The sequence below is a fragment of the Shewanella sp. NIFS-20-20 genome (assembly GCF_019209865.1).
GTDB lineage: Bacteria > Pseudomonadota > Gammaproteobacteria > Enterobacterales > Shewanellaceae > Shewanella.
Genome location: NZ_JAHUTT010000002.1, coordinates 47,092 through 68,496, shown reverse-complemented (window position 1 = coordinate 68,496; position 21,405 = coordinate 47,092). Strand labels below are relative to the sequence as shown.

20 protein-coding genes are annotated in these 21,405 nt (G+C 47.3%); 17 read left to right on the top strand and 3 right to left on the bottom strand.

Annotation, left to right across the window (positions count from 1 at the left end):
- Positions 1 to 3 precede the first annotated feature (3 nt).
- The 8 genes from KU855_RS00890 (at position 4) to acpS (ending at position 7,008) form a co-directional block, all read left to right on the top strand.
- Positions 4 to 471: a SoxR reducing system RseC family protein gene (locus tag KU855_RS00890; protein WP_218528461.1), complete on the top strand. Its 468-nt coding sequence runs from the start codon at positions 4 to 6 to the stop codon at positions 469 to 471.
- A gap of 109 nt (positions 472 to 580) precedes the next feature.
- Positions 581 to 2,371 (top strand): translation elongation factor 4, encoded by a 1,791-nt coding sequence (gene lepA, locus KU855_RS00885; protein ID WP_218528460.1) that lies wholly within the window; start codon positions 581 to 583, stop codon positions 2,369 to 2,371.
- 164 nt (positions 2,372 to 2,535) lie between these two features.
- Entirely contained in the window at positions 2,536 to 3,456 is a 921-nt protein-coding gene (gene lepB / locus KU855_RS00880) for a signal peptidase I (protein WP_218528459.1), read from the top strand.
- On the top strand, positions 3,456 to 4,139 hold the full coding sequence (rnc, locus tag KU855_RS00875) for a ribonuclease III (protein WP_218528458.1): 684 nt from the start codon (positions 3,456 to 3,458) through the stop codon (positions 4,137 to 4,139). Before lepB ends, rnc begins: the two co-directional genes overlap by 1 nt.
- Positions 4,136 to 5,158: a GTPase Era gene (gene era, locus KU855_RS00870; protein WP_218528457.1), complete on the top strand. Its 1,023-nt coding sequence runs from the start codon at positions 4,136 to 4,138 to the stop codon at positions 5,156 to 5,158. Before rnc ends, era begins: the two co-directional genes overlap by 4 nt.
- A gap of 8 nt (positions 5,159 to 5,166) precedes the next feature.
- On the top strand, positions 5,167 to 5,871 hold the full coding sequence (gene recO, locus KU855_RS00865; protein ID WP_218528456.1) for a DNA repair protein RecO: 705 nt from the start codon (positions 5,167 to 5,169) through the stop codon (positions 5,869 to 5,871).
- A gap of 2 nt (positions 5,872 to 5,873) precedes the next feature.
- Positions 5,874 to 6,611: a pyridoxine 5'-phosphate synthase gene (gene pdxJ, locus KU855_RS00860; RefSeq protein WP_218528455.1), complete on the top strand. Its 738-nt coding sequence runs from the start codon at positions 5,874 to 5,876 to the stop codon at positions 6,609 to 6,611.
- Positions 6,612 to 6,621: 10 nt separating this feature from the next.
- Complete coding sequence (gene acpS, locus KU855_RS00855) at positions 6,622 to 7,008, top strand: holo-ACP synthase (protein WP_218528454.1); 387 nt, start codon at positions 6,622 to 6,624, stop codon at positions 7,006 to 7,008.
- A 55-nt stretch (positions 7,009 to 7,063) separates the two neighbouring features.
- Here the strand turns inward: acpS and KU855_RS00850 are convergent, their stop codons facing one another.
- Positions 7,064 to 10,081: a TonB-dependent receptor domain-containing protein gene (locus tag KU855_RS00850; RefSeq protein ID WP_218528453.1), complete on the bottom strand. Its 3,018-nt coding sequence runs from the start codon at positions 10,079 to 10,081 to the stop codon at positions 7,064 to 7,066.
- A gap of 510 nt (positions 10,082 to 10,591) precedes the next feature.
- Between KU855_RS00850 and KU855_RS00845 the strand changes: the two genes are divergently transcribed.
- On the top strand, positions 10,592 to 11,128 hold the full coding sequence (locus KU855_RS00845) for a DUF962 domain-containing protein (RefSeq protein WP_218528452.1): 537 nt from the start codon (positions 10,592 to 10,594) through the stop codon (positions 11,126 to 11,128).
- On the opposite strand, the gene KU855_RS00840 is transcribed toward KU855_RS00845, so the two are convergent.
- A complete protein-coding gene (locus KU855_RS00840) occupies positions 11,120 to 12,391 on the bottom strand; it encodes an HlyC/CorC family transporter (RefSeq protein ID WP_218528451.1) in 1,272 nt (423 codons plus the stop codon). The two genes, KU855_RS00845 and KU855_RS00840, sit on opposite strands and share 9 nt — an antisense overlap.
- Positions 12,392 to 12,471: 80 nt before the next feature.
- Positions 12,472 to 13,260, bottom strand: a complete 789-nt coding sequence (locus KU855_RS00835; protein ID WP_218528450.1) for an inner membrane protein YpjD — start codon at positions 13,258 to 13,260, stop codon at positions 12,472 to 12,474.
- Positions 13,261 to 13,527: 267 nt separating this feature from the next.
- Here KU855_RS00835 and ffh point away from each other — a divergent pair, with 267 nt between their 5' ends.
- The 8 genes from ffh (at position 13,528) to hcp (ending at position 21,346) form a co-directional block, all read left to right on the top strand.
- The gene (gene ffh / locus KU855_RS00830; protein WP_218528449.1) at positions 13,528 to 14,901 is read left to right on the top strand and encodes a signal recognition particle protein; all 1,374 of its coding nucleotides are present in this window, start codon (positions 13,528 to 13,530) and stop codon (positions 14,899 to 14,901) included.
- A gap of 233 nt (positions 14,902 to 15,134) precedes the next feature.
- Entirely contained in the window at positions 15,135 to 15,386 is a 252-nt protein-coding gene (rpsP, locus tag KU855_RS00825; protein WP_140931542.1) for a 30S ribosomal protein S16, read from the top strand.
- A 21-nt stretch (positions 15,387 to 15,407) separates the two neighbouring features.
- Positions 15,408 to 15,938 carry a ribosome maturation factor RimM gene (rimM, locus tag KU855_RS00820; protein ID WP_218528448.1) on the top strand — a complete coding sequence of 177 codons (531 nt, stop codon included), beginning with the start codon at positions 15,408 to 15,410 and terminating at the stop codon, positions 15,936 to 15,938.
- Positions 15,939 to 15,953: 15 nt separating this feature from the next.
- On the top strand, positions 15,954 to 16,694 hold the full coding sequence (trmD, locus tag KU855_RS00815) for a tRNA (guanosine(37)-N1)-methyltransferase TrmD (RefSeq protein ID WP_218528447.1): 741 nt from the start codon (positions 15,954 to 15,956) through the stop codon (positions 16,692 to 16,694).
- Between the two features lie 37 nt (positions 16,695 to 16,731).
- A complete protein-coding gene (gene rplS / locus KU855_RS00810; protein WP_218528446.1) occupies positions 16,732 to 17,085 on the top strand; it encodes a 50S ribosomal protein L19 in 354 nt (117 codons plus the stop codon).
- 159 nt (positions 17,086 to 17,244) lie between these two features.
- On the top strand, positions 17,245 to 18,318 hold the full coding sequence (locus tag KU855_RS00805) for a 3-deoxy-7-phosphoheptulonate synthase (RefSeq protein WP_218528445.1): 1,074 nt from the start codon (positions 17,245 to 17,247) through the stop codon (positions 18,316 to 18,318).
- Positions 18,318 to 19,472 (top strand): bifunctional chorismate mutase/prephenate dehydrogenase, encoded by a 1,155-nt coding sequence (gene tyrA, locus KU855_RS00800; RefSeq protein WP_218528533.1) that lies wholly within the window; start codon positions 18,318 to 18,320, stop codon positions 19,470 to 19,472. Before KU855_RS00805 ends, tyrA begins: the two co-directional genes overlap by 1 nt.
- 215 nt (positions 19,473 to 19,687) lie before the next feature.
- Entirely contained in the window at positions 19,688 to 21,346 is a 1,659-nt protein-coding gene (hcp, locus tag KU855_RS00795) for a hydroxylamine reductase (protein ID WP_218528444.1), read from the top strand.
- The last annotated feature ends 59 nt before the right edge of the window (positions 21,347 to 21,405 follow it).

The following is a 21,405-nucleotide window of genomic DNA, read 5'->3' as shown; positions in this document are numbered from 1 at the left end:
ATCATGATGGAGCAATTAGCGAAAGTGATTGACTGTCGTGATCCGCATTGGCCGCTCATTGAAGTGACCATGACCAGTGCGTGTAATCATTGCGACAGTGGCGAGTCTTGCGGTACTCAAGCGGTATCTAAAGCTTTTAGTCCAAAAGTGCAGCGGTTTTTTGTTCACAGTGAGCGCGCGTGTCAGCTAGGGGATGTGTTAAAAATTGGCGTGGCAGAGTCGGTGATTTTAAAGGCCGCCGCGTTAGTGTATTTACTGCCGCTGCTGGGGTTATTTGTCGGCGCGTTAGTCGGTCAGTGGTTGACTGGCGTAACGAGCGTCTCTGGCCAAGGCATGGTCATGGCAATTGCCGCAGTCGGTGCCTTGATAGCTTGGCGTGTTGCTAAACGCTGGGCAGTAAGACTCGAAGCGAATGCACAGCCACAAGTGATGGCTAACTTAGGTCAACCGCTATTGATGTCACCGGGTTAGTGCTAGTGGGCTAAATTTAGCCCAATGAATCTGATTGGTATTGCGCCCTCATTAGGGTACAATTTCGCACCTTATTGTTTTCCCTTTTAAGCTTAGTCACTGCAGCATAATGAAACATATTAGAAACTTTTCGATTATTGCCCATATCGATCACGGCAAATCAACCTTGTCTGACCGTTTAATTCAGGTCTGTGGCGGTCTCACTAACCGTGAAATGGCTGAGCAGGTTCTGGACTCAATGGATATCGAGCGTGAACGTGGGATCACTATCAAGGCCCAGAGTGTTACGTTAGATTACGTCGCTAAAGATGGCGTAACCTATCAACTGAACTTTATTGATACCCCAGGCCATGTTGACTTCTCTTATGAAGTGTCACGGTCGTTGGCTGCCTGTGAAGGCGCGCTCTTGGTAGTGGATGCTGGCCAAGGGGTTGAAGCTCAAACCCTAGCGAACTGTTATACCGCCTTAGAGATGGATCTGGACGTTGTGCCAGTACTCAATAAAATTGACTTACCTCAGGCAGAGCCTGAGCGTGTTGCCGAAGAAATTGAAGATATCGTCGGTATTGAAGCACATGATGCTGTGCGCTGTTCAGCCAAAACCGGTATCGGTGTCGAAGATGTGTTAGAAACCATCGTGGCGAATATCCCCCCTCCAGTGGGCAATCCTGACGCTCCTTTACAAGCCTTGATCATCGACTCTTGGTTTGACCCGTATTTAGGGGTTGTGTCGTTAGTGCGCGTCAAACATGGCTGTCTTCGTAAAGGGGATAAGTTTAAGGTGATGTCTACCGGACAAACCTATAACGCTGACCGTGTCGGTATCTTTACCCCTAAGAAGAAAGACACCGCGATGCTGAATACCGGCGAAGTAGGCTATGTGATTGCTGGTATTAAAGAAATTCACGGTGCTCCCGTCGGTGATACCTTGACCTTAGCTAAGCATGGCGCGTCTGAACCATTACCTGGTTTTAAACGGGTTAAGCCGCAGGTGTATGCTGGGGTTTTCCCGATTTCGACCGATGATTATGAAAACTTCCGTGACGCACTGAACAAGTTGAGCCTCAACGATGCGTCATTGCAGTTTGAACCCGAAACTTCCTCAGCGTTAGGTTTTGGTTTCCGTATTGGCTATCTTGGCCTGTTACACATGGAAATCATTCAAGAGCGCTTGGAGCGGGAATATGATCTTGATCTTATCACCACGGCGCCAACCGTAGAATATGAAGTGGAATTGACCAATGGCGAAGTCGTCTATGTCGACAATCCTTCGGATCTGCCAGCACTCAATAACATAGCTGAAATGCGCGAACCGATTGTTCAAGCCAATATTTTGGTACCAAAAGAATATTTAGGTAACGTGATCACCTTGTGTATTGAGAAGCGTGGTGTGCAAACCAACATGGTTTATCACGGTAACCAAGTGGCCTTGACTTACGATATTCCTGCGGCAGAAGTGGTGATGGATTTCTTCGATCGCCTCAAATCTACCAGTCGCGGTTATGCATCGTTAGAATATAACTTCATTCGCTTTGAACCGGCCGATATGGTGCGCTTAGATGTGTTGATCAACGGGGATCGCGTCGATGCATTAGCCATGATCATTCACCGTTCAAATATTCGTCATCGTGGTCTGGCATTAGTTGAAAAAATGAAAGAACTGATCCCAAGACAAATGTTCGATATTGCGATTCAAGCCGCGGTAGGCAGCCAAATTATTGCGCGCACTACAGTGAAAGCCTTACGTAAAGACGTGACTGCCAAGTGTTATGGTGGTGACGTGTCACGCAAGAAGAAACTGTTGAATCGTCAGAAAGAAGGTAAGAAACGAATGAAGCAAATCGGTAATGTGGAAGTACCTCAAGAAGCCTTCTTGGCGGTATTAAAACTTAACGATTAATCATTGGTTCGTACGTCCTCATCTTATATTTATCAAGATGAGGTCAGCATGGTAAGGCGCCGCTTTGAGCGGCGCTTTAGTTAGTTTGCCCCTGAACTTTATAGTGATTTGGCTTACTAACTAAAGCGAGGGCGTTACCCACATCATTTTGCAGGAGTTTGCACATGGCAGCCTATTTTTCCATTATTTTGGTGTTAGCCACCCTGATCACTGGATTGATCTGGTTATATGATCTGGTGTTTCTAGCGCCAAAACGTAAAGCGCAATTAGCACTAGCTCAAGAGGCTCGGCCGGATTTAGATCAAGCAACCAAAGATGGCATTTTACGCGAGTCGGCGATTGTTGAAACCGCGCATTCAGTGTTTCCAGTGATCGCATTTGTGATGGTGCTGCGTTCATTTATTTATGAACCTTTTCAGATCCCATCGGGTTCAATGATGCCAACCTTATTGGTGGGTGATTTTATCTTAGTCGAAAAGTTTAGTTATGGTCTACGAGATCCGGTATGGCGCACTAAACTGGTGGAAACGGGCGAGGCTGAACGCGGTGATGTCGCCGTGTTCAAATACCCAGAGGACACTCGAATTGATTATATTAAGCGAGTCGTCGGATTGCCTGGTGATACTGTCATCTATAAAAATAAACAGTTATGGCTCAAGCCTGCCTGTGATGGCAGCAATCAAGCAGAGTGTGCGGCCCCTTATTTAGTGCACCGCAGCGAGCTAAATCGTGGTGATTTTGTCCAAGACGGTGTGCCGTTAATTGAATATCAAGAACAACTTGGAAAGGTAGAACATCACATATTGATCAATCCGATGCGCCCAGACGCAACGGCCTATTATTATGATCAAGCGGGATTACCTGTCGGTGAGTGGATCGTGCCAGAAGGGCAATATTTTGTCATGGGTGATAACCGCGACAATAGCAAAGATAGTCGTTTCTGGGGTTTTGTGCCTGAGGCTAACCTAGTCGGTAAAGCGGTTGCTATTTGGATTAGTTTTGAGTTTGACCGCCAACCATCAGATTGGTTACCTACTTGGTTACCATCGGGCGTGCGTTTTAATCGAATTGGTGGAATTGTCTAATGTCACATGTACCAAAACATTATTCTCGACTGTGCCGAACCTTGGGTTACGAATTTAGCCAACAAGCACTACTGATCCAATCGTTAACGCATCGTAGCGCCGCGGCAAAACACAATGAGCGTTTGGAGTTCCTCGGCGATTCAATCTTATCGATTGTGATATCCGATGCCTTGTATCATCAGTTTCCTAAGGCAACAGAAGGCGACTTAAGCCGCATGCGAGCCACCTTAGTTCGCGGTGATACCTTGGCTGTGATTGCCCAAGAGTTTAATCTTGGTGAATACTTAAGTTTAGGGCCTGGCGAATTAAAAAGCGGTGGCCATCGTCGTGAGTCAATTTTAGCCGATGCGGTGGAAGCCATCATTGGGGCCATTTATCTCGACTCTAATTTGGATGTCTGCCGTGAACTGGTGTTGTCTTGGTATGCTAAACGCTTACAGGCCATTGAACCTGGTGTGGGTCAGAAAGATCCTAAAACCTTATTGCAAGAATATTTACAAGGCTTTAAAAAGCCGCTGCCTGATTATCAGGTGATCTTGGTTGAGGGCGAGGCCCATGACCAAACATTTACCGTGGAATGTCGTATTAAAGACCTCGCTGATGCCGTCATGGGTGTGGGCAGTTCCCGTCGCAAAGCTGAGCAAATTGCCGCAGCTCAGGTATTGGAGTTATTGAAAAAATGAGTAAAAAAGACTTGCCACAGCAACCAGAGCATGAGGCCCTGGAGCAGGCGGATAACACACCGTCGCTGGATGAATTGCTGGCAAGGATGGACTCTAGTGGCCCTGTCGCCGTTCATTACGAACATACGTATTGCGGCATGGTGGCCATTGTTGGTCGTCCCAATGTGGGAAAATCGACCTTATTGAACCGTTTACTGGGGCAAAAAGTCAGTATTACCTCGCGTAAACCGCAAACGACTCGTCACCGCATTATGGGGATCCATACCGATGGTCCGCGCCAAGTGGTCTTTATCGATACTCCTGGCTTACACATCGAAGAGCAGCGCGCTATCAACCGTTTGATGAACCGCGCCGCAGCCAGTTCGCTTGCCGACGTCGCCATGGTGATCTTTGTGGTTGATGGCATGACCTGGACCGCCGATGATGAGATGGTATTAAGTAAGTTGCGCCGTGGTGGTGACGAACGTAAAACCGTGCTTGCCATTAATAAAGTCGATCATATTAAAGACAAAGAAGCTCTGTTTCCCTATTTAGAACAGTTGGCTGAAAAGTACCCGTTCGATGAGATTTTGCCGATTTCAGCTAAAACCGGTACCAATGTCACGCGTATTTTGGAGTTAGCGCAAGAGAGCTTACCTGAGTGCGATCACTTTTTCCCTGATGACTATGTAACCGATCGTTCGCAACGTTTTATGGCATCAGAAATTGTGCGTGAAAAACTGATGCGCTTCTTAGGGGATGAATTGCCCTATGATGCGACGGTTGAAATTGAACAGTTCAAGATGATGGAAAATGGTGTCTACCATATTAATGCCTTGGTATTGGTTGAGCGAACAGGTCAAAAGCGCATGGTGATTGGTAAGAACGGCGAGCGCATCAGAACCATAGCGACCCAAGCCCGTCTGGATATGGAAACCTTATTTGATAATAAAGTGTTCTTAGAGGTCTGGGTAAAAGTTAAGTCTGGTTGGGCTGATGACGAACGTGCGTTGCGTAGCTTAGGTTACGGCGAGGAATAATTCTCGCCATGCATCGCGGTTACATACTGCACCAGCGGCCCTATCGTGAAAATAGTGTGATTTTGCACTTATTGATCGATGGGGTCGGGCGAGTGGATGCTATCGCCAGACAAGGCCAAGGCAAACGTTCGCAGCGAGCCATTTTACAGTTATTTCAGCCATTATTATTACAGTATCGGGCCAAATCAGAATTGGCCACTATCACCTCCATCGAAGCATACGCGCCAGCCATCCCCTTACAAGGGCAAGCCTTATATGCCGGTATGTACCTTAACGAAATACTGTATCGTTGTCTTAAAGGCCAAACCGGTGAAAGCCTGTTTGTCCCGTACCATCAAAGTCTTATGGCGCAAGCTACTCAAATTGATGCCAGTCAATTGCGCTATTTTGAATTATCACTTTTGGCTGAGTTAGGCGGGGTCGCCGATCTTAGTCGAACGGTTGATGGCACCGCTATTGCTAACCATATCGATTATCAGTATATCGCCGATGAAGGGTTATATATCGCTGAGCCCCGATTGCAGTATCCTCGGTTCAGTGGCAGCATGTTACTGGGTTTACAGCAGCGTTCGCTCAGTGTGGATGACGCTCAGCAGGCGCGTAATTTTATGCGGTTGTTGCTGCAACCTTTTCTTGGTGACAAACCGCTACAAAGCCGGTTGTTATTTACCCAAACCCGCGCTAAGCGGGATCATAATGTTCAAAAGGAGTGACCATGGCGGGTATTTTATTAGGTGTCAATATCGATCATATTGCGACGTTGCGCCAAGCGCGAGGTACTGAGTACCCTGATCCGGTCCATGCCGCGGCAGTGGCCGAACATGCCGGCGCCGATGGCATCACCATTCACTTACGAGAAGATAGGCGCCATATTATAGATAGGGACGTGTACTTGTTGGCGAAGACCCTCAAAACGCGGATGAATTTTGAGTGTGCTGTCACTGAAGAAATGCTAGCGATTGCATGTGAGATCAAGCCGACTTATGTGTGTTTAGTTCCAGAAAAGCGCCAAGAAGTTACGACGGAAGGCGGCTTAGATGTGGCCGGTCAAACAGACAAAATTGCTGCGGCTGTTGAGCGCTTAAGTGCACAAGGGATCCAGGTGTCGTTATTTATTGATGCCGATAAGAGCCAAATTGATGCCGCTGTCGCTGTTGGTGCCCCGGTGATCGAAATTCACACCGGTTGTTACGCGGATGCCAGTACGGATGAACAACAAGCGCTAGAGCTTAAGCGAATTCAAACCATGGCTAAATATGCGTTTGATAAAGGCTTAGTGGTGAATGCCGGTCACGGTCTGCACTATCATAACGTTAAGCCGATTGCCGCCATCCCCGAGTTGTATGAGCTTAATATTGGTCATGCGATTATCGCCAGAGCCGCGATTGATGGTTTGGCCGCGGCCGTTAACGATATGAAGCAGTTAATGCTACAAGGTCGCCGCGGCGAGTAGGATTAAGCATATGGCGATCATTGGATTAGGCTCAGATATTGTCGAAATTGCGCGTTTAGAATCTCAAGTCGCGCGTATCGGCGATAAGTTGGCGCAACGGGTGTTGACGCCAACTGAAATGTTGATATTTCACGCCTCTAATCAACCCGCCCGCTTCCTAGCTAAACGCTTTGCGGCCAAAGAAGCCGCGGCAAAGGCATTAGGCACTGGTATCGGTCGCGGGGTGTCATTCCAGCATTTTCATATCAGCAATGATGAATGGGGGGCGCCGCAATTGACTTTGACCGATGGCGCGTTAGCGAGATTGCAACAGCTGGGTGGTCAACGGGCATGGATCACCATAGCCGATGAGCGTCATTATGCGGTGGCGACCGTGGTCCTTGAATCAAGTGATTAGCCAATAAAAAAGCCAGCAGATGCTGGCTTTTTTGTTAGGCACAATGGCCGATGGATTAGAACTGCATGCGGGCGCCAACAAACATAAAGCGACCTAAACCACCGCCATAAGCGCTGTCGTAGTTACCCGTCCCCCCTAAGATGAAAGGCCCTTTTTCATCAAAGAGGTTGTTGATCCCACCGTAAAGACGTAAATCTGTGTTGTCATTGAACTCAAAGTCATAAGAGACCGACAGGTTGTGGGTGGTGACTGATGGCAGTTCGTTGCCGTATAAGCCTTCTGGATTTTCAATACAAGCTGCATTACCAGCGGCACAGTTTTCGGCATTAGCCGCGATATCGTCTTCCCAGCTTTCATGGACAGATTGACTGCGGCGAATCGAGCTCTTGTACTTAGTGCTCCAACGAACGCGTAAGTCTTCTAAACGCCAGGTTAATGAGGCCGAGGCTTTGTCTTCAAAAATATCTGAAGATAATAAACCGACGTAATCATCAGTAAACTGGCCATCAGGACCTGTGTTAGTCACTGAATAACCAATCACATGGGTCCAATCGGCTTTAAAGCGTAAATTACCCCAATCATTAAGGTCATAGCGATAATCAGCGACAAAATCATAACCACTGGTGCGAATTTCATCAGCGTTAATCACTCGCTGAGTGACTTCAATGATTTGACCTTCGCTATTACGTTTGACGTCCTGACAAAACTCATTATCTGGTCCATATGGTAGCGACGAGTTGTAGCAGAAGCCGATAATATCTTCATTATTCAAAGAGGTCATCGCCTCTTTAATGCTGATATCGTAGTAATCTACAGCTATGCGAAGGCCATCGATAAATGATGGTGCCAATGAGGCGCCGAGAGTGAAAGAATCAGAGGTTTCTTCTTTGAGCTTATCGTTACCGGTATTCGGTGAATAGCCATTGTTTTCATCAATAAACACACCGTCGGTAGCGATGACACTGGCGATACCAGGATCTTGGCGACAAGCGGCATGGCCATCAGCAGTCGATGTTGCCGTTACGCCATCACAGATATCATCAAAGCTGTCATAGTCACCACGCGGTGGAGATAATAGCTCAGTAATACCTGGTGCACGCTGTGATGTCGCCCAATTGGCGCGCAGCATATAACCTTCGACTGGCTCATAGACAAGGCCTGCTTTATAGCTTTTGACCAGATCTGTGGTTGACCAGCTGTAATCGGCTAAGCGCAGCGATAAATCCAAACTGAGGTTTCTAACCGCGGTCATGTCCCGTAATAACGGTACTGATGCTTCGGCAAAGGCTTCATACACATCGACATCACCTTCAAAGGTGGGTACGTAGTTGAAGGTTACACCGCCATCAGGAACATTGGTTTCAACACTTTGGGTATCGCGGCGGTATTCAAAACCGAAGGCTGAGCTGACGGTACCCGCTGGCATTTCAAATAAATCACCTGCCATATACCCAAGGATATTGGTCATGGTAATTTCGGTGCTGATGGTCGGTGTGGCGCGAATGTAATTGGCCGCTTCGGCACTGATTGAACCTTCACCAAACAAGTTGACTGGGACACAACCTTCGGCACGGGCAGCTTCATCTTTACATTGAATGGTGCCATCGGCGAGTTTCTCAGCACTTAACGCATTGCGAAGTTTTAATACATTGATTTCGTTTTGGCGTTCTTGCTCCTGATTAAACTTGCCATAGCCAACCGATACATCCCATTCCCAGGTATCCCAAACATTGCCACGCAGGCCCGCCCAAGTACGGATCGTCTTACGCTCGTTTTCGTTGATAATATTACCAACTTCGCCGAAATTACGATCCCACTTAATGCCTTTTGAGCTCGCTTGGTCAAAAATAGCACCTGGCACAAACGGATTGTCTTTAGGAATGCGACCGACCACTTCTTCGGCAAATTCACCGGTGGCCGGATCTCTGACAAGGGCAAACTCGTTTTCATCAGCGCTTTCTGGTGATTTAGTATTGACTGACTTATTGCGGCTATATTGCAGTTGGAAATAACCTTGGATGCCACTGTCAAAATCATATTCTGTTTTAACGGCAGCAGAAATGGCTTCGTCGGGGACTTTTAATTGAGTGAACTGATCGAAGTTAATACCATAACGCTCTTCATGCCAGTCATCTCTCAGGGTTTGTCCGTCGTACCAAAATCCCGCATCAGGTCGGGTGCTGCTCTTCTCATCGAAGACACCGCCATAGATGGAATCGCTGCGGCTACGCCAATCAGCAGGGGTAATATCGCGCATACACTGAAAGCCATCTTCAGTTAACATGGCATTACACATTTTGTCATCATCATAGGTCCACGCATTTTCTTGCTGAGCGCGATTGCGGTCCCAGAAAGACAGCCCGTAGTCCTTATCATAAGAGGTGGCGACGAAAAAATAACCTTTTTCATCATCGAAAGTGGTACCAAAATCGGCATCGATACCAAATTCTTTACCACCACCGCCTTCGGATTCACCACCACGAGCGTTGAAACTAAAGCCTTGCTGATCTTGTTGAGTAATGATGTTGACCACACCCGCGACCGCATCAGAGCCATAGGCTGCTGAAGCGCCACCGGTAATGATTTCGACTTTTTCGACCATGCTGGCAGGGATGGTCGATAAGCTGACATAGTTGCCTGAGTAACTGTTAGATACCACGCGACGGCCATCAATCAGAGTTAGGGTACGATTCGTCCCTAAGTTGCGCAAATCAATGGTTGATAGGCCGGTATTTTGTACGCTTGATTGAGAGTTGGAATTGCTACTGCCGGCAGAGAGTTGGGGTAATTCGTCGACTAAGATTGCCGCAAGTGAGCCGATACCAGCGTCTTCAATCGCCTCTTTATCGACGGTGGCCAGGGGCGTTGTTACCGAAAAACTATCACGCTTGATGCGTGAACCTGTGACCGTAATTTTTTCGACTTTTGCATCGTCAATTGCCACTGTTTGCTTAGCAGTTTGTTGGTTTTCTATGCTTGAGACTTCAATGGCATCGTCAGCTGCCAAAGCCGCGACGGGCGTTAGCCCTATGAATGCAGCTTGTATCGCTGCGGTGAGTATTTTCTTGTTCATCAGTTGCCCTTCTTTTCAGCATGATGTCGTTATTGTTGTGTTCAGCAAGGCCGAAGTTAGCGTAAAAAGCGCTGCCAAACTTACTGCCTGCAGCCAAGGTGTTAGCCATGACAATCGAAGACACAAGTTGGTAACATTTGTTTTACGGGGTCGGGGGCGGTACAACAATCAGTTGGGCGTCGTTTATTCACCGTTTAAATATCTATTAAATATCTATTAGATATTAAACATAGGCTTACGCTTGATTTATATGCCGCTCAACTGATAGTTACGCAGCAGTGTTTTTGCTATGGTGCGCCATATTATGGCCACTTTTTTGACCCTGATGCGCGGGAATACACCGCGCTATAAGTTATGTGGTCGCAGTGATGGACCTTTGCCGAGGCGCTATGGGCGGCGGCAAACTCCCGATGATTTAGCCCCCAAGCGATAACGCTTGGTGATTGCTTGGCTATGAATTATCAGAAATCTAAGGTAAGTTGTTGATGAATTGTAATAAAGGGGGTGTCGATGAAAACAATTGAAGCGCAACTAGCGCAATATAAAAGTGTCCACCTGGATAAACGCAATATTAAGACTCATTTTGTCGGGATCCCGTTGATCATTTGGTCTGCGTTTACGTTATTGGCTAGCATTCCATTTACGCTGGCCATAGGGACTTGGCTGTCGCTGGGATTGGCGGGATGTGTTGCGCTGGTGGTGTTGGTCTATTACGCCTTTTTACACTTGCGCCTAGCGCTTGGCATGTTGATAGTCATGATCCCGCTGGTGTATAGCGCGCAGTGGGCCAGTCAGCTCGAATATGGACTACCAATCGCGGTGGCTATGTTTATTGTCGGCTGGATTTTTCAAGGGGTAGGGCATAAGTTTGAAGGCGCAAAACCCGCATTTGTTGACGATATCAATCAATTGCTAATAGGCCCCATATTCTTGATGGCAGAGCTGTACTTTATGTTGGGCTGGGAGTCAGAATTATTGGCTGAGATTACCCCCAAGGCGGAAGCTATTCGCCTTGAGATAGAGCAGAAGAAACAGACGCTAATTTGATGCTTGATAATATTGTGGCATCACTCTAACGCTCTTAATCATATTGCCGGACACGTCCACGATTTCCATCGGATAACCAAACAGCCGCAGGCTAGTGTTTACCGATGGAATATCCTCTAAATACTCAATAATTAATCCGTTTAATGTTTTCGGGCCATCGGTCGGTAATTCCCAAGCCATTTGCTTATTTAAATCGCGAATATTGATGGCGGCCTCAATCAAGAAGCTGCCATCTTGCTGCGGGTAAATTTCTTCTTCGGGACTGGCGGCCATTGAGGTGGTGAAGTCGCCCACGATTTCTTCGAGAATATCTTCTAAGGTAACCAAACCTTGAATATCACCGTACTCATCAACAACTAACGCCACACGATGACGGTTTTGTCTAAAATTGAGTAACTGGGTATTTAACGGCGTGCCTTCAGGGACAAAATAGAGCTCTTTGACAGCACGCAGCAACGAGGATTTACTGAACTGATTCTTTGATTGCAACCTTAATGCGTCACGTAAATGAATAAAGCCCACGGCATCATCAATGGTATCGCGGTATAACATGACCCGAGTATGAGGACTTTGGGTAACCGCCTTGGTGATCGAGCGGAAATCATCATTGATATTAATGGCGTAGATCTCGGCGCGCGGCACCATAATATCTTCAACGGTAATGCTACCAAGATCGAGTACCGACAGTAGCATTTCTTGGTGATTGGCCGGGATCATGGAACCGGCTTCGTGTACTACGGTTCTTAATTCCTCTTGGCTGAGGGCGTGTTGCGAGTCGACATCACCGATATTTAATAGTTTTAATACACTGCTGGTGAAAATGTTAACGAACCAAATTAAGGGCGAAAATAGCCATAATAACGGTTTGAGTAACCAGCTAGCAGGATACGCTACCATCTCAGGGTGGCGGGCGGCGATAGTCTTGGGGGTGACTTCTGCAAAGATTAACACCACTAGGGTTAGCACGCCGGTGGCGATGGCCACACCGACATCACCCATCAGGCGTAAACCGAGTAATGTGGCAATCGCTGAGGCGCCGATGTTGACTAGGTTGTTGCCAATTAAAATTAAGCCAATGAGTTTATCTTGTCTATCTAAGAGGCTTTGGGCTCTCATTGCCCCATGGTGACCCTGCTTGGCGAGGTGTCTTAACCGATAACGATTAAGGCTGAGCATGGCGGTTTCAGAACTCGAAAAGTACGCTGAAATCAGTAAAAACAAAAACAGCAATAAAAACAATGTACCTGTTGATATGGTTTCCAAAAAATGGCTCCATTACGTTAGTGTCGAGGGCAACGGCTGTGAACCGTAGGGAGGTACGGACCCATCCTCCCTCAGCAAGCTTAACTAATGATCAATTCTTTGACAATTCGTGCGCCAAAATAGGCCAACGATAATAATGTGGCACCCGAGAGGGTGTATAAAATGGCGGTCTTTATGCGGCAACCCACCCGGTAATGTTGCCATAACATCAGCGCGTATACTGCCCACGCGAGGATGGACAGTATGGCCTTATGGCCTTTGCCATCAGCAAACATATCATCGAGAAACACAAAGCCAGTTGCTAGGGATAAACTTAGTAATATCATGCCGATAAAGACTAAATGATACAGTTGTTTTTCAACCGTCATCAGCGGTGGCAAGGCTTTGTTTAACATAAACTGTTTTTGCTTTAACTTTTTTTGGATGAAGTACAGTTGGATGGCATACAGTGCCGCAATCATCAGGGTGGAGTAGGCCATCAGCGATAAGACTACATGCACCAGCATTTCAGGATGAAGCTCAAAGTGGGTGATATATTCAGGCGGAACTAGCCATAATAATGCGACTGAGATAACCGAACAGGCATAAACCACAGGTACTGCAATCATCACCTTAAGGCGGAACATCATCACGGTAAAGGCAAAAGCTATAATCCAATTGACCATGGAGATCACATTGGTCAGGCTAAAATTTTGACCTTCGGGGGTAAAAATGGCTTGGTACAGTGCCGCGGCATGAAACATTACGGCGACACCCGCCATGGCGGCTACTAAGGGGCGACGGGGTCCCTCGGCATGAAATAACCTGCTGGTCACCAAGATTAAGGCGATGCAGTAGAAAAACATGGCGGCAGCAGAATAAATGACCATGGCATTAAACCTGTTGTTAAGTATGAATATTAAAAAATAGTGTTGTTCGGGTCATGATATTCCCCAACCTCATTAGAATACCATGACACTGACAAGAATGGGCAGTGATACAGGTGGCAAAAAGCAGCAGTAATTGATGATAAACTGGGTTTTTTTCTGTAATCGCACATTGCAGTCCTTAACGAGATGGAAGTCGGTAGCATAATACGTGCACCTCGTTATAATACAGACCCATTAGATGGCGCAACATAGGTAATAGACAGGACGATGTTTGAGAATCTTACTGACAGATTGTCACGAACGCTAAAGAACATCAGCGGGCGTGGTCGCTTAACTGAAGACAACATCAAAGAAACGCTACGCGAAGTGCGCATGGCTTTACTTGAAGCTGACGTGGCTCTGCCTGTGGTGCGGGAGTTCGTCAATAGCGTAAAAGAACGTGCGGTCGGCCAAGAAGTCAGCAAAAGCCTGAGCCCAGGTCAAGTCTTCATTAAAATTGTTCAGAGTGAATTGGAAAAAGCCATGGGCGAATCCAATGAAGCTTTGGATTTAGCGGCCCAGCCTCCAGCGATTATTATGATGGCAGGTTTGCAGGGGGCCGGTAAAACCACCAGTGTGGCTAAACTGGCTAAGTTTTTACGCACTCTGCATAAAAAGTCGGTATTAGTGGTCAGTGCCGACGTGTACCGTCCTGCAGCGATAAAGCAGCTTGAAACCTTAGCCGCTGAAGTGGAAGTTGAATTCTTCCCATCGGACGTAACGCAAAAGCCGGTAGATATTGCTAAAGCGGCGATTGCTCATGCTAAGCTAAAATTCATCGACGTGGTCTTAGTGGATACGGCAGGCCGTCTGCACGTTGACGAAGCCATGATGGATGAGATTAAACAGCTACACGCTGAAATTAATCCGGTGGAAACCCTGTTTGTGGTTGATGCCATGACGGGTCAAGATGCGGCGAATACCGCGAAAGCGTTTAATGAAGCACTGCCATTAACCGGGGTGGTATTAACCAAGGTTGATGGTGATGCCCGTGGTGGTGCCGCACTGTCGATTCGCCATATTACGGGTAAACCGATTAAGTTCTTAGGTGTTGGCGAAAAAACTGATGCATTAGAGCCTTTCCATCCTGACCGTATTGCCTCTCGTATTCTGGGCATGGGCGATGTGCTGTCTTTAATCGAGCAAGTCGAGCGCGGCGTTGATAAAGAAAAAGCGCTGCAATTGGCGACTAAGGTTAAAAAAGGCGGCAAGTTTGACTTAGAGGATTTCCGCGACCAACTTCAGCAAATGAAGAACATGGGCGGCATGATGGGCATGCTGGAAAAGTTGCCAGGCGTTGGACAATTACCGCCTGAGGCATTAGAGCAAGTTCAAAATGGTAAAATGACCGGTCAAATGGAAGCCATCATCAATTCGATGACAGCAGCAGAACGCCGTAATCCCGACATCATTAAAGGCTCTCGTAAACGCCGGATTGCGGCCGGTTCTGGTACCCAGATCCAAGACGTCAACCGGATGCTTAAGCAGTTTAGCCAAATGCAAAAAATGATGAAAAAAATGTCTGCTAAAGGCGGCATGCAAAAAATGATGCGCGGTATGCAAGGTATGCTGCCTCCGGGAATGAAGTTTCCAGGACGTTGATGTTGCAGGCGTAACCTAAAATTTAAGGGCTCGGAGACTGACCAAATTGGTCAAAGCCTTGGCCTGACTTAGCTTGGCCTAACGGCCATCGAGGCGTAAAAATCGGCAGATTTGGTTGCATTCGTTGAAAAGTCAGGTAAAATCTTCCGGCTTTCTATGCTGGGACTCTTCGCGAACACGGAGTTCCAGTTTTTATTTTTGCTTCAAGCAAATCATTAGAGGATTAAGAACGCATGGTTACCATTCGTTTAGCTCGTGGCGGCGCAAAAAAGCGTCCATTTTATAACATCGTAGTTGCTGATAGCCGCAATGCTCGTGACGGTCGTTTCATTGAGCGTGTTGGTTTCTTCAACCCTATGGCTCGCGGTCAGGAAGAAGCTCTGCGCTTAGACCTGGATCGTGTTGAGCATTGGGTTGCTAATGGCGCTGCGACGACTGATCGCGTTGCCAAATTGATCAAAGACGCTCGTAAAGCAGCTGCTTAATAGCGTTAAGGGTATAGATTGATGAGCAGTAACCAACAACCAATCGTATTGGGAAAAATTGGCGCCAGCTTTGGTGTTAAAGGTTGGATGAAAATCACATCTTATACCGATTCTGTTGAAGGTATTTTTAACTATTCACCCATACTGCTGATGCAGCAAGGTGAATGGCGAGAAGTGAAGGTAGTACAGTGGCGTCCTCAAGGTAAAGCGGTAGTCGCCTTACTTGAAGGGATCAACACCCGGGAAGAGGCACAGGCATTAACACACAGTGAAATTGCCATTCTGCCTGAACAGATGGATTCATTGCCAGAAGACGAGTTTTACTGGCGTGATCTTATCGGTTGTACTGTAACCAACACTAAAGGTTACAACATGGGCGTGGTCGATCAGATCTTGGAAACAGGGTCTAACGATGTTCTCATGGTGAAAGCCAATGCCAAAGATGCTTTTGGCAAAGCGGAGCGATTGATCCCCTTTGTCACGGAACAGTTCATCCTCGAGGTGGACGTTGCGGCCAAACAGATTACAGTGGATTGGGATCCTGACTTCTAAGTCGAGGTACAACATATGTGGTTAGGGGTGATAAGCCTGTTTCCTGAAATGTTTCGTGCCGTAACCGATTTTGGAGTGACGGGTCGGGCCGTTAACAATGGCCTGCTGGAACTGCACACGTGGAATCCTCGTGATTTCACCCATGATAGACATAGTACTGTGGATGACCGACCTTATGGTGGTGGCCCCGGGATGTTAATGATGGTGCAGCCTTTACGTGATGCTATCCATGCTGCAAAAGCTGCAGCAGGTGAAGGCGCTAAGGTAATTTACCTGTCGCCTCAGGGACGTAAGCTGACTCAGCTTGGCGCTTCTGAACTAGCACAATCAGATAAACTGATTTTAGTGTGTGGTCGATATGAAGGTATTGATGAGCGCATTATTCAGACGGAAATCGATGAAGAGTGGTCTGTGGGCGATTATGTGCTCTCAGGTGGTGAACTACCAGCCATGACATTGATAGATGCGGTCGCCAGGTTAGTGCCAGGCGTCCTCGGTAAACAAGCAAGTGCAGAGCAGGATTCCTTCTCTGATGGCTTACTCGATTGCCCGCATTATACCCGTCCTGAGTGTTTGGATGGTTTGACTGTACCGGCAGTGTTACTTGGCGGTAACCACGAAGAAATTAGACGCTGGCGTCTTGAGCAGAGTATCGGAAGAACTTTTCTTAGACGACCAGAATTATTTGACAATCTAGCTCTGACTGACGAACAAACCAGACTGCTGGCCCAATTCGTTGCGACAACGAAGACGTAAACAGTCGATGCTCAGTTAAATCTAGAACGGAGTTTTTATGAACAACATCATTAAAATGCTCAACGATGAGCAAATGAAGAAAGACGTACCAGATTTCGGCGCTGGTGATACAGTAGTTGTACAGGTACGTGTTAAAGAAGGTGAAAAAGAGCGTCTGCAGGCGTTTGAAGGCGTAGTTATCGCTAAGCGTAACCGCGGTCTGCATTCTGCATTCACCGTACGTAAGATCTCTAATGGCGAAGGTGTAGAGCGTACTTTCCAGACTCACAGCCCTGCTATCGGAAGCATTGAAGTTAAGCGTCGTGGCCGCGTTCGTCGCGCCAAGCTGTACTATCTGCGTGAGCGTTCAGGTAAATCTGCACGTATCCGTGAAAAGCTGGCTACTAAGTAATTATTTAGTAGACCAACAAACCGACGTAAAGTGTTCGCACGAAGACCCGCCCTTGAGGCGGGTTTTTGTTTTTAACGAAAAAAATTCAGTTGCCAGTCACGGTAAATTCAGGCAGTGTAATGGTGTAGCATTACGCTGTTACAGGATTTAGGAGCCGCTATGATTGACGCCAAGATTGACAATATTCACATCAGTAATGAACAGGTGCTGAAGAGCCCCAACCAGCTAAAACAAGAATTACCGCTGACAGAGCGTCATCTTGAGTTTGTTCGTCAATCGCGACAAACGGTTGCTGATATCGTCCATAAACGTGATCCGCGTTTGTTGGTGATCACCGGTCCATGTTCTATCCATGATTTAACTGCCGCTAAAGAATATGCCCATAAATTAAAGGCATTACAGCAAGCACTGTGTGACGATTTTTTTATTGTTATGCGGGTTTACTTTGAAAAGCCGCGCACTACTGTGGGCTGGAAAGGGCTAATTAATGACCCCGATCGCGATGGTTCTTTTAATGTTGAAAAAGGCTTACGACAAGCGCGAGAGTTTTTATTGTTCTTGGCCGAACTTGAATTGCCGGCGGCCACTGAAGCCCTCGATCCTATCAGTCCCCAATACCTCTCAGAACTCATTAGCTGGTCGGCCATTGGTGCACGCACCACCGAATCGCAAACTCATCGTGAAATGGCCTCAGGCTTATCGATGCCGGTTGGCTTTAAAAATGGTACCGATGGTAAGCTGGAGGTAGCGATTAATGCCCTCATGTCTGCCGCCAGTAGCCACCGTTTTATGGGGATTAATAGCGATGGCCAAGTGGCTTTGCTACAAACTGACGGCAACCCCGATGGCCATGTGATCCTCCGCGGCGGGCGAGAACCTAATTACGAGGCCAGTGCCGTAGCTATGGCCGCTGATGCCCTACATGCGGCGGGGCAAACTGCGCGGTTAGTGATCGATTGTAGTCATGGCAACTCCAATAAAGATTATCGTCGCCAAGTCCCTGTATGTCAGGATGTGATGATTCAAATTGCTGCTGGCAATACCAGTATTATTGGCATCATGCTGGAGAGTCATCTGGTCGCAGGTCAGCAGGAAGCCGTGGCAAGTGAGTTAGTCTATGGGCAATCGATCACCGATGCTTGCATTGATTGGTCGGCCACTGAGACCTTATTACGACAAAGTGCTGCGCTTGTCAGGCAAGCGTTGCGTGACAGATCCCAAGGAGAGGTATGATGAGTGAAGGAACGACAGAGGCGCTCGAACATTTGCGGGAGCAAATTGATGGGGTCGATAAGGAGTTATTAGCGCTGGTTAGGCGCCGCTTAGATTTAGTGGCCCGCGTTGGCATGGTGAAACATCAAGCGGGCTTGCCCATCTATGCGCCTGAGCGTGAGGCTAAAATGTTGGCTAAACGCCGGCAAGAGGCCATGGACCTTGCCATTCCTCCTCAGTTAATAGAAGACTTGCTTAGACGAATGATGCGCGAATCTTATCTTAATGAAAAGGATGTTGGCTTCAAGCAAGTTAACCCAGATCTTGGTCGTGTGGTGATCATCGGTGGGGCTGGCGCCTTAGGTCAGGTCTTTGTGCAAATGCTGACGCTATCGGGCTATCAGGTCGATGTATTGGATAAAGAGGATTGGCATCGTGCCGATGATTTACTCGCTAATCCTGGATTGGTGATTGTCAGCGTGCCGATAGCCCAAACTTGCGAGTTGATCCGTAACCAGCTCACTCGCCTGCCTGAACGCTGTATTTTGGCCGATCTGACCTCGATAAAATCGGCGCCATTGACGAGCATGTTAACTGCTCATCGCGGTCCGGTTGTCGGTCTGCATCCTATGTTTGGTCCCGATGTTGGCAGCTTAGCTAAGCAAGTCGTGGTGATCTGTCATGGCCGCGGTGCAAGTCAGTATCAATGGTTATTAGATCAAATCACGATTTGGGGGGCAAAACTGGTAGAAGCAGATGCCAAAGTCCATGATGATGCCATGCAGTTAGTGCAATCCATGCGTCATTTTTCAACGTTTGTTTATGGTCTTAATTTATGCAGAGAGCAGGCTGATATCGCGCAACTACTCCAGTTTAGTTCGCCGATATATCGATTAGAATTGGCCATGGTCGGGCGCTTATTTGCCCAAAGCCCTGAATTGTATGCAGATATTATTTTTGCCGAGCTTGGCTGCGAAACTGTGATTGCAGATTACCTGGATAATTATACTCAGGCGCTTGAATTACTAAAGAATCGTGATCGTGACACGTTTGTGGCATGGTTTAATGAGGTGGCGCAATGGTTTGGTGATTTCGCGCCGCAATTCCAATTGGAAAGCCGGCAAATGCTACAATCGGTCAATGATATTAGTTCGCTCGCACGTCCACCTCAATAAACCCTACGCTGCACAGTCAACACCGAGTCATGGCGATGATCTCGGTGTCTGTTGCCTAACAATTCGCCGACGCTGGATGTGAGCCTGATCATGAAAATCCTCAAAATGAGATCCTTACTATAAACATGTAAATACTATGAATGTTTAACTTTTGTCTTCGTTGAGTCCCCGTTATGCTTTTACATGTAATTTAAATGCATGTAATAGGCGGCAGTATGTTTTGTATTCAGTGTGAACAAACGATAAGAACTCCAGCGGGCAATGGTTGCAGTTACTCACAAGGCATGTGTGGTAAATTAGCGGCCACTTCGGATCTACAAGATGTGTTGATCTATCTCTTACAAGGGCTGTCCTATCATGCCTTAAAGGCAAGAGCGGTGGGCATTATTGACCGTGAGCTCAACGCATTTGTCCCTAAAGCATTTTTCGCGACCTTAACCAATGTCAATTTCGATGATGCGCGGATCATTGAGCTTGTCAGGCAAGCCCTTAAGTACCGTCAGCAATTGCTGCAAGCGTACGCACCTCTATACAACGATGAAGACCTCGCAACCGCTCCGGATTATGCGTCAATCACCATTGAAGCCACTAAAGAGCAGCTATTAACTTTGGCTGAACGCGCCGCCCCCAATCGGGGGAGTCAGCAAATTCATGAAGATATTATTGGCCTTAGGCTCTTGTGTCTTTACGGACTAAAAGGAGCTGCCGCTTATATGGAACATGCGCGAGTGCTCAGTCAAACCTGCGATGAGGTCGCAGGCGAATTCCACCGTTTGATGGATTTTCTCGGCTCAGATAGTACCGATGCCGCGGCCTTATTTGACACTGCGATGGCGATCGGTCAATTAAACTATCGCATCATGGCCATGTTGGATTTAGGCGAAACCACATGTTTTGGTCATCCAGAACCGACGCAAGTCAATACGGTACCAGTGAAAGGCAAAGCCATTTTAGTGTCAGGTCATGACATGCAAGATCTTGAGCTCATTTTGCAACAAACAAAGGGGCTTGGAATTAATGTCTATACCCATGGCGAGATGCTACCGGCACTGGCTTACCCGCACTTTAAGCAATACCCACATTTAGTCGGTAACTATGGCAGTGCTTGGCAAAATCAGCAGCAAGAATTTGCTAATTTTCCCGGTGCAGTGGTGATGACATCTAACTGTATTATTGATCCATTTGTTGGAGATTATGCCGCACGTATCTTCACTCGGAGCATCGTCGGCTGGCCCGGCGTGATGCATGTTGAAGGCGATGACTTTAGCGCGGTGATCAATAAAGCGCTTGAATTAGATGGCTTTCACTATGACCACATTCCGCATTTAATCACCATTGGCTTTGGCCGTAATGCGCTGATGGCGGCGGCACCAGCGGTGGTTAAAAATATCAAAAATGGCAGTATTAAGCACTTTTTCCTGATCGGTGGCTGCGATGGGGACAAATCGCAACGTAGCTACTTCACCGACTTCGCCCGAGCCGCTCCTAAGGACAGTGTCATTTTGACCTTGGGCTGCGGTAAATACAAATTCAACAAGTTGGAATTTGGCGATATCAATGGGATCCCTCGATTGTTGGATATCGGTCAATGTAACGATGCCTACTCAGCCATTCAATTGGCTCTAGCGCTTAGTGAGATCTTTGAGTGTGATATTAACCAACTCCCTTTGAGCTTAGTGCTTTCATGGTTTGAACAGAAAGCCATAGTGATCCTCCTTACCTTGTTGTCGCTCGGAGTGAACAATATCCGCACTGGGCCAACGCCTCCTGCGTTTCTTAGCGCCAACTTATTGCAAGTGCTTGAACAACAATTTGGGCTAAAAACCACCACAAGCGTTGAGGCTGATTTAGCGAGCTTATATCCATCTCACTAACCATTAAGTTGATGAATTGAAGCCGTACTAGGCGCGACTCACAAGGCAATCAGCGCAGA

Bases quoted from the DNA above. Each gene is read 5' to 3' on its own strand.
- rimM (WP_218528448.1), top strand. From the start codon at position 15,408: ATGAGCAGTAACCAACAACCAATCGTATTGGGAAAAATTGGCGCCAGC.
- KU855_RS00835 (WP_218528450.1), bottom strand. From the start codon at position 13,260: ATGGTCATTTATTCTGCTGCCGCCATGTTTTTCTACTGCATCGCCTTA.
- rnc (WP_218528458.1), top strand. From the start codon at position 3,456: ATGTCACATGTACCAAAACATTATTCTCGACTGTGCCGAACCTTGGGT.
- ffh (WP_218528449.1), top strand. From the start codon at position 13,528: ATGTTTGAGAATCTTACTGACAGATTGTCACGAACGCTAAAGAACATC.
- KU855_RS00890 (WP_218528461.1), top strand. From the start codon at position 4: ATGATGGAGCAATTAGCGAAAGTGATTGACTGTCGTGATCCGCATTGG.
- hcp (WP_218528444.1), top strand. From the start codon at position 19,688: ATGTTTTGTATTCAGTGTGAACAAACGATAAGAACTCCAGCGGGCAAT.
- recO (WP_218528456.1), top strand. From the start codon at position 5,167: ATGCATCGCGGTTACATACTGCACCAGCGGCCCTATCGTGAAAATAGT.
- rpsP (WP_140931542.1), top strand. From the start codon at position 15,135: ATGGTTACCATTCGTTTAGCTCGTGGCGGCGCAAAAAAGCGTCCATTT.
- rplS (WP_218528446.1), top strand. From the start codon at position 16,732: ATGAACAACATCATTAAAATGCTCAACGATGAGCAAATGAAGAAAGAC.
- trmD (WP_218528447.1), top strand. From the start codon at position 15,954: ATGTGGTTAGGGGTGATAAGCCTGTTTCCTGAAATGTTTCGTGCCGTA.
- acpS (WP_218528454.1), top strand. From the start codon at position 6,622: ATGGCGATCATTGGATTAGGCTCAGATATTGTCGAAATTGCGCGTTTA.
- tyrA (WP_218528533.1), top strand. From the start codon at position 18,318: ATGAGTGAAGGAACGACAGAGGCGCTCGAACATTTGCGGGAGCAAATT.
- KU855_RS00850 (WP_218528453.1), bottom strand. From the start codon at position 10,081: ATGAACAAGAAAATACTCACCGCAGCGATACAAGCTGCATTCATAGGG.
- KU855_RS00845 (WP_218528452.1), top strand. From the start codon at position 10,592: ATGAAAACAATTGAAGCGCAACTAGCGCAATATAAAAGTGTCCACCTG.
- KU855_RS00805 (WP_218528445.1), top strand. From the start codon at position 17,245: ATGATTGACGCCAAGATTGACAATATTCACATCAGTAATGAACAGGTG.
- era (WP_218528457.1), top strand. From the start codon at position 4,136: ATGAGTAAAAAAGACTTGCCACAGCAACCAGAGCATGAGGCCCTGGAG.
- lepB (WP_218528459.1), top strand. From the start codon at position 2,536: ATGGCAGCCTATTTTTCCATTATTTTGGTGTTAGCCACCCTGATCACT.
- lepA (WP_218528460.1), top strand. From the start codon at position 581: ATGAAACATATTAGAAACTTTTCGATTATTGCCCATATCGATCACGGC.
- pdxJ (WP_218528455.1), top strand. From the start codon at position 5,874: ATGGCGGGTATTTTATTAGGTGTCAATATCGATCATATTGCGACGTTG.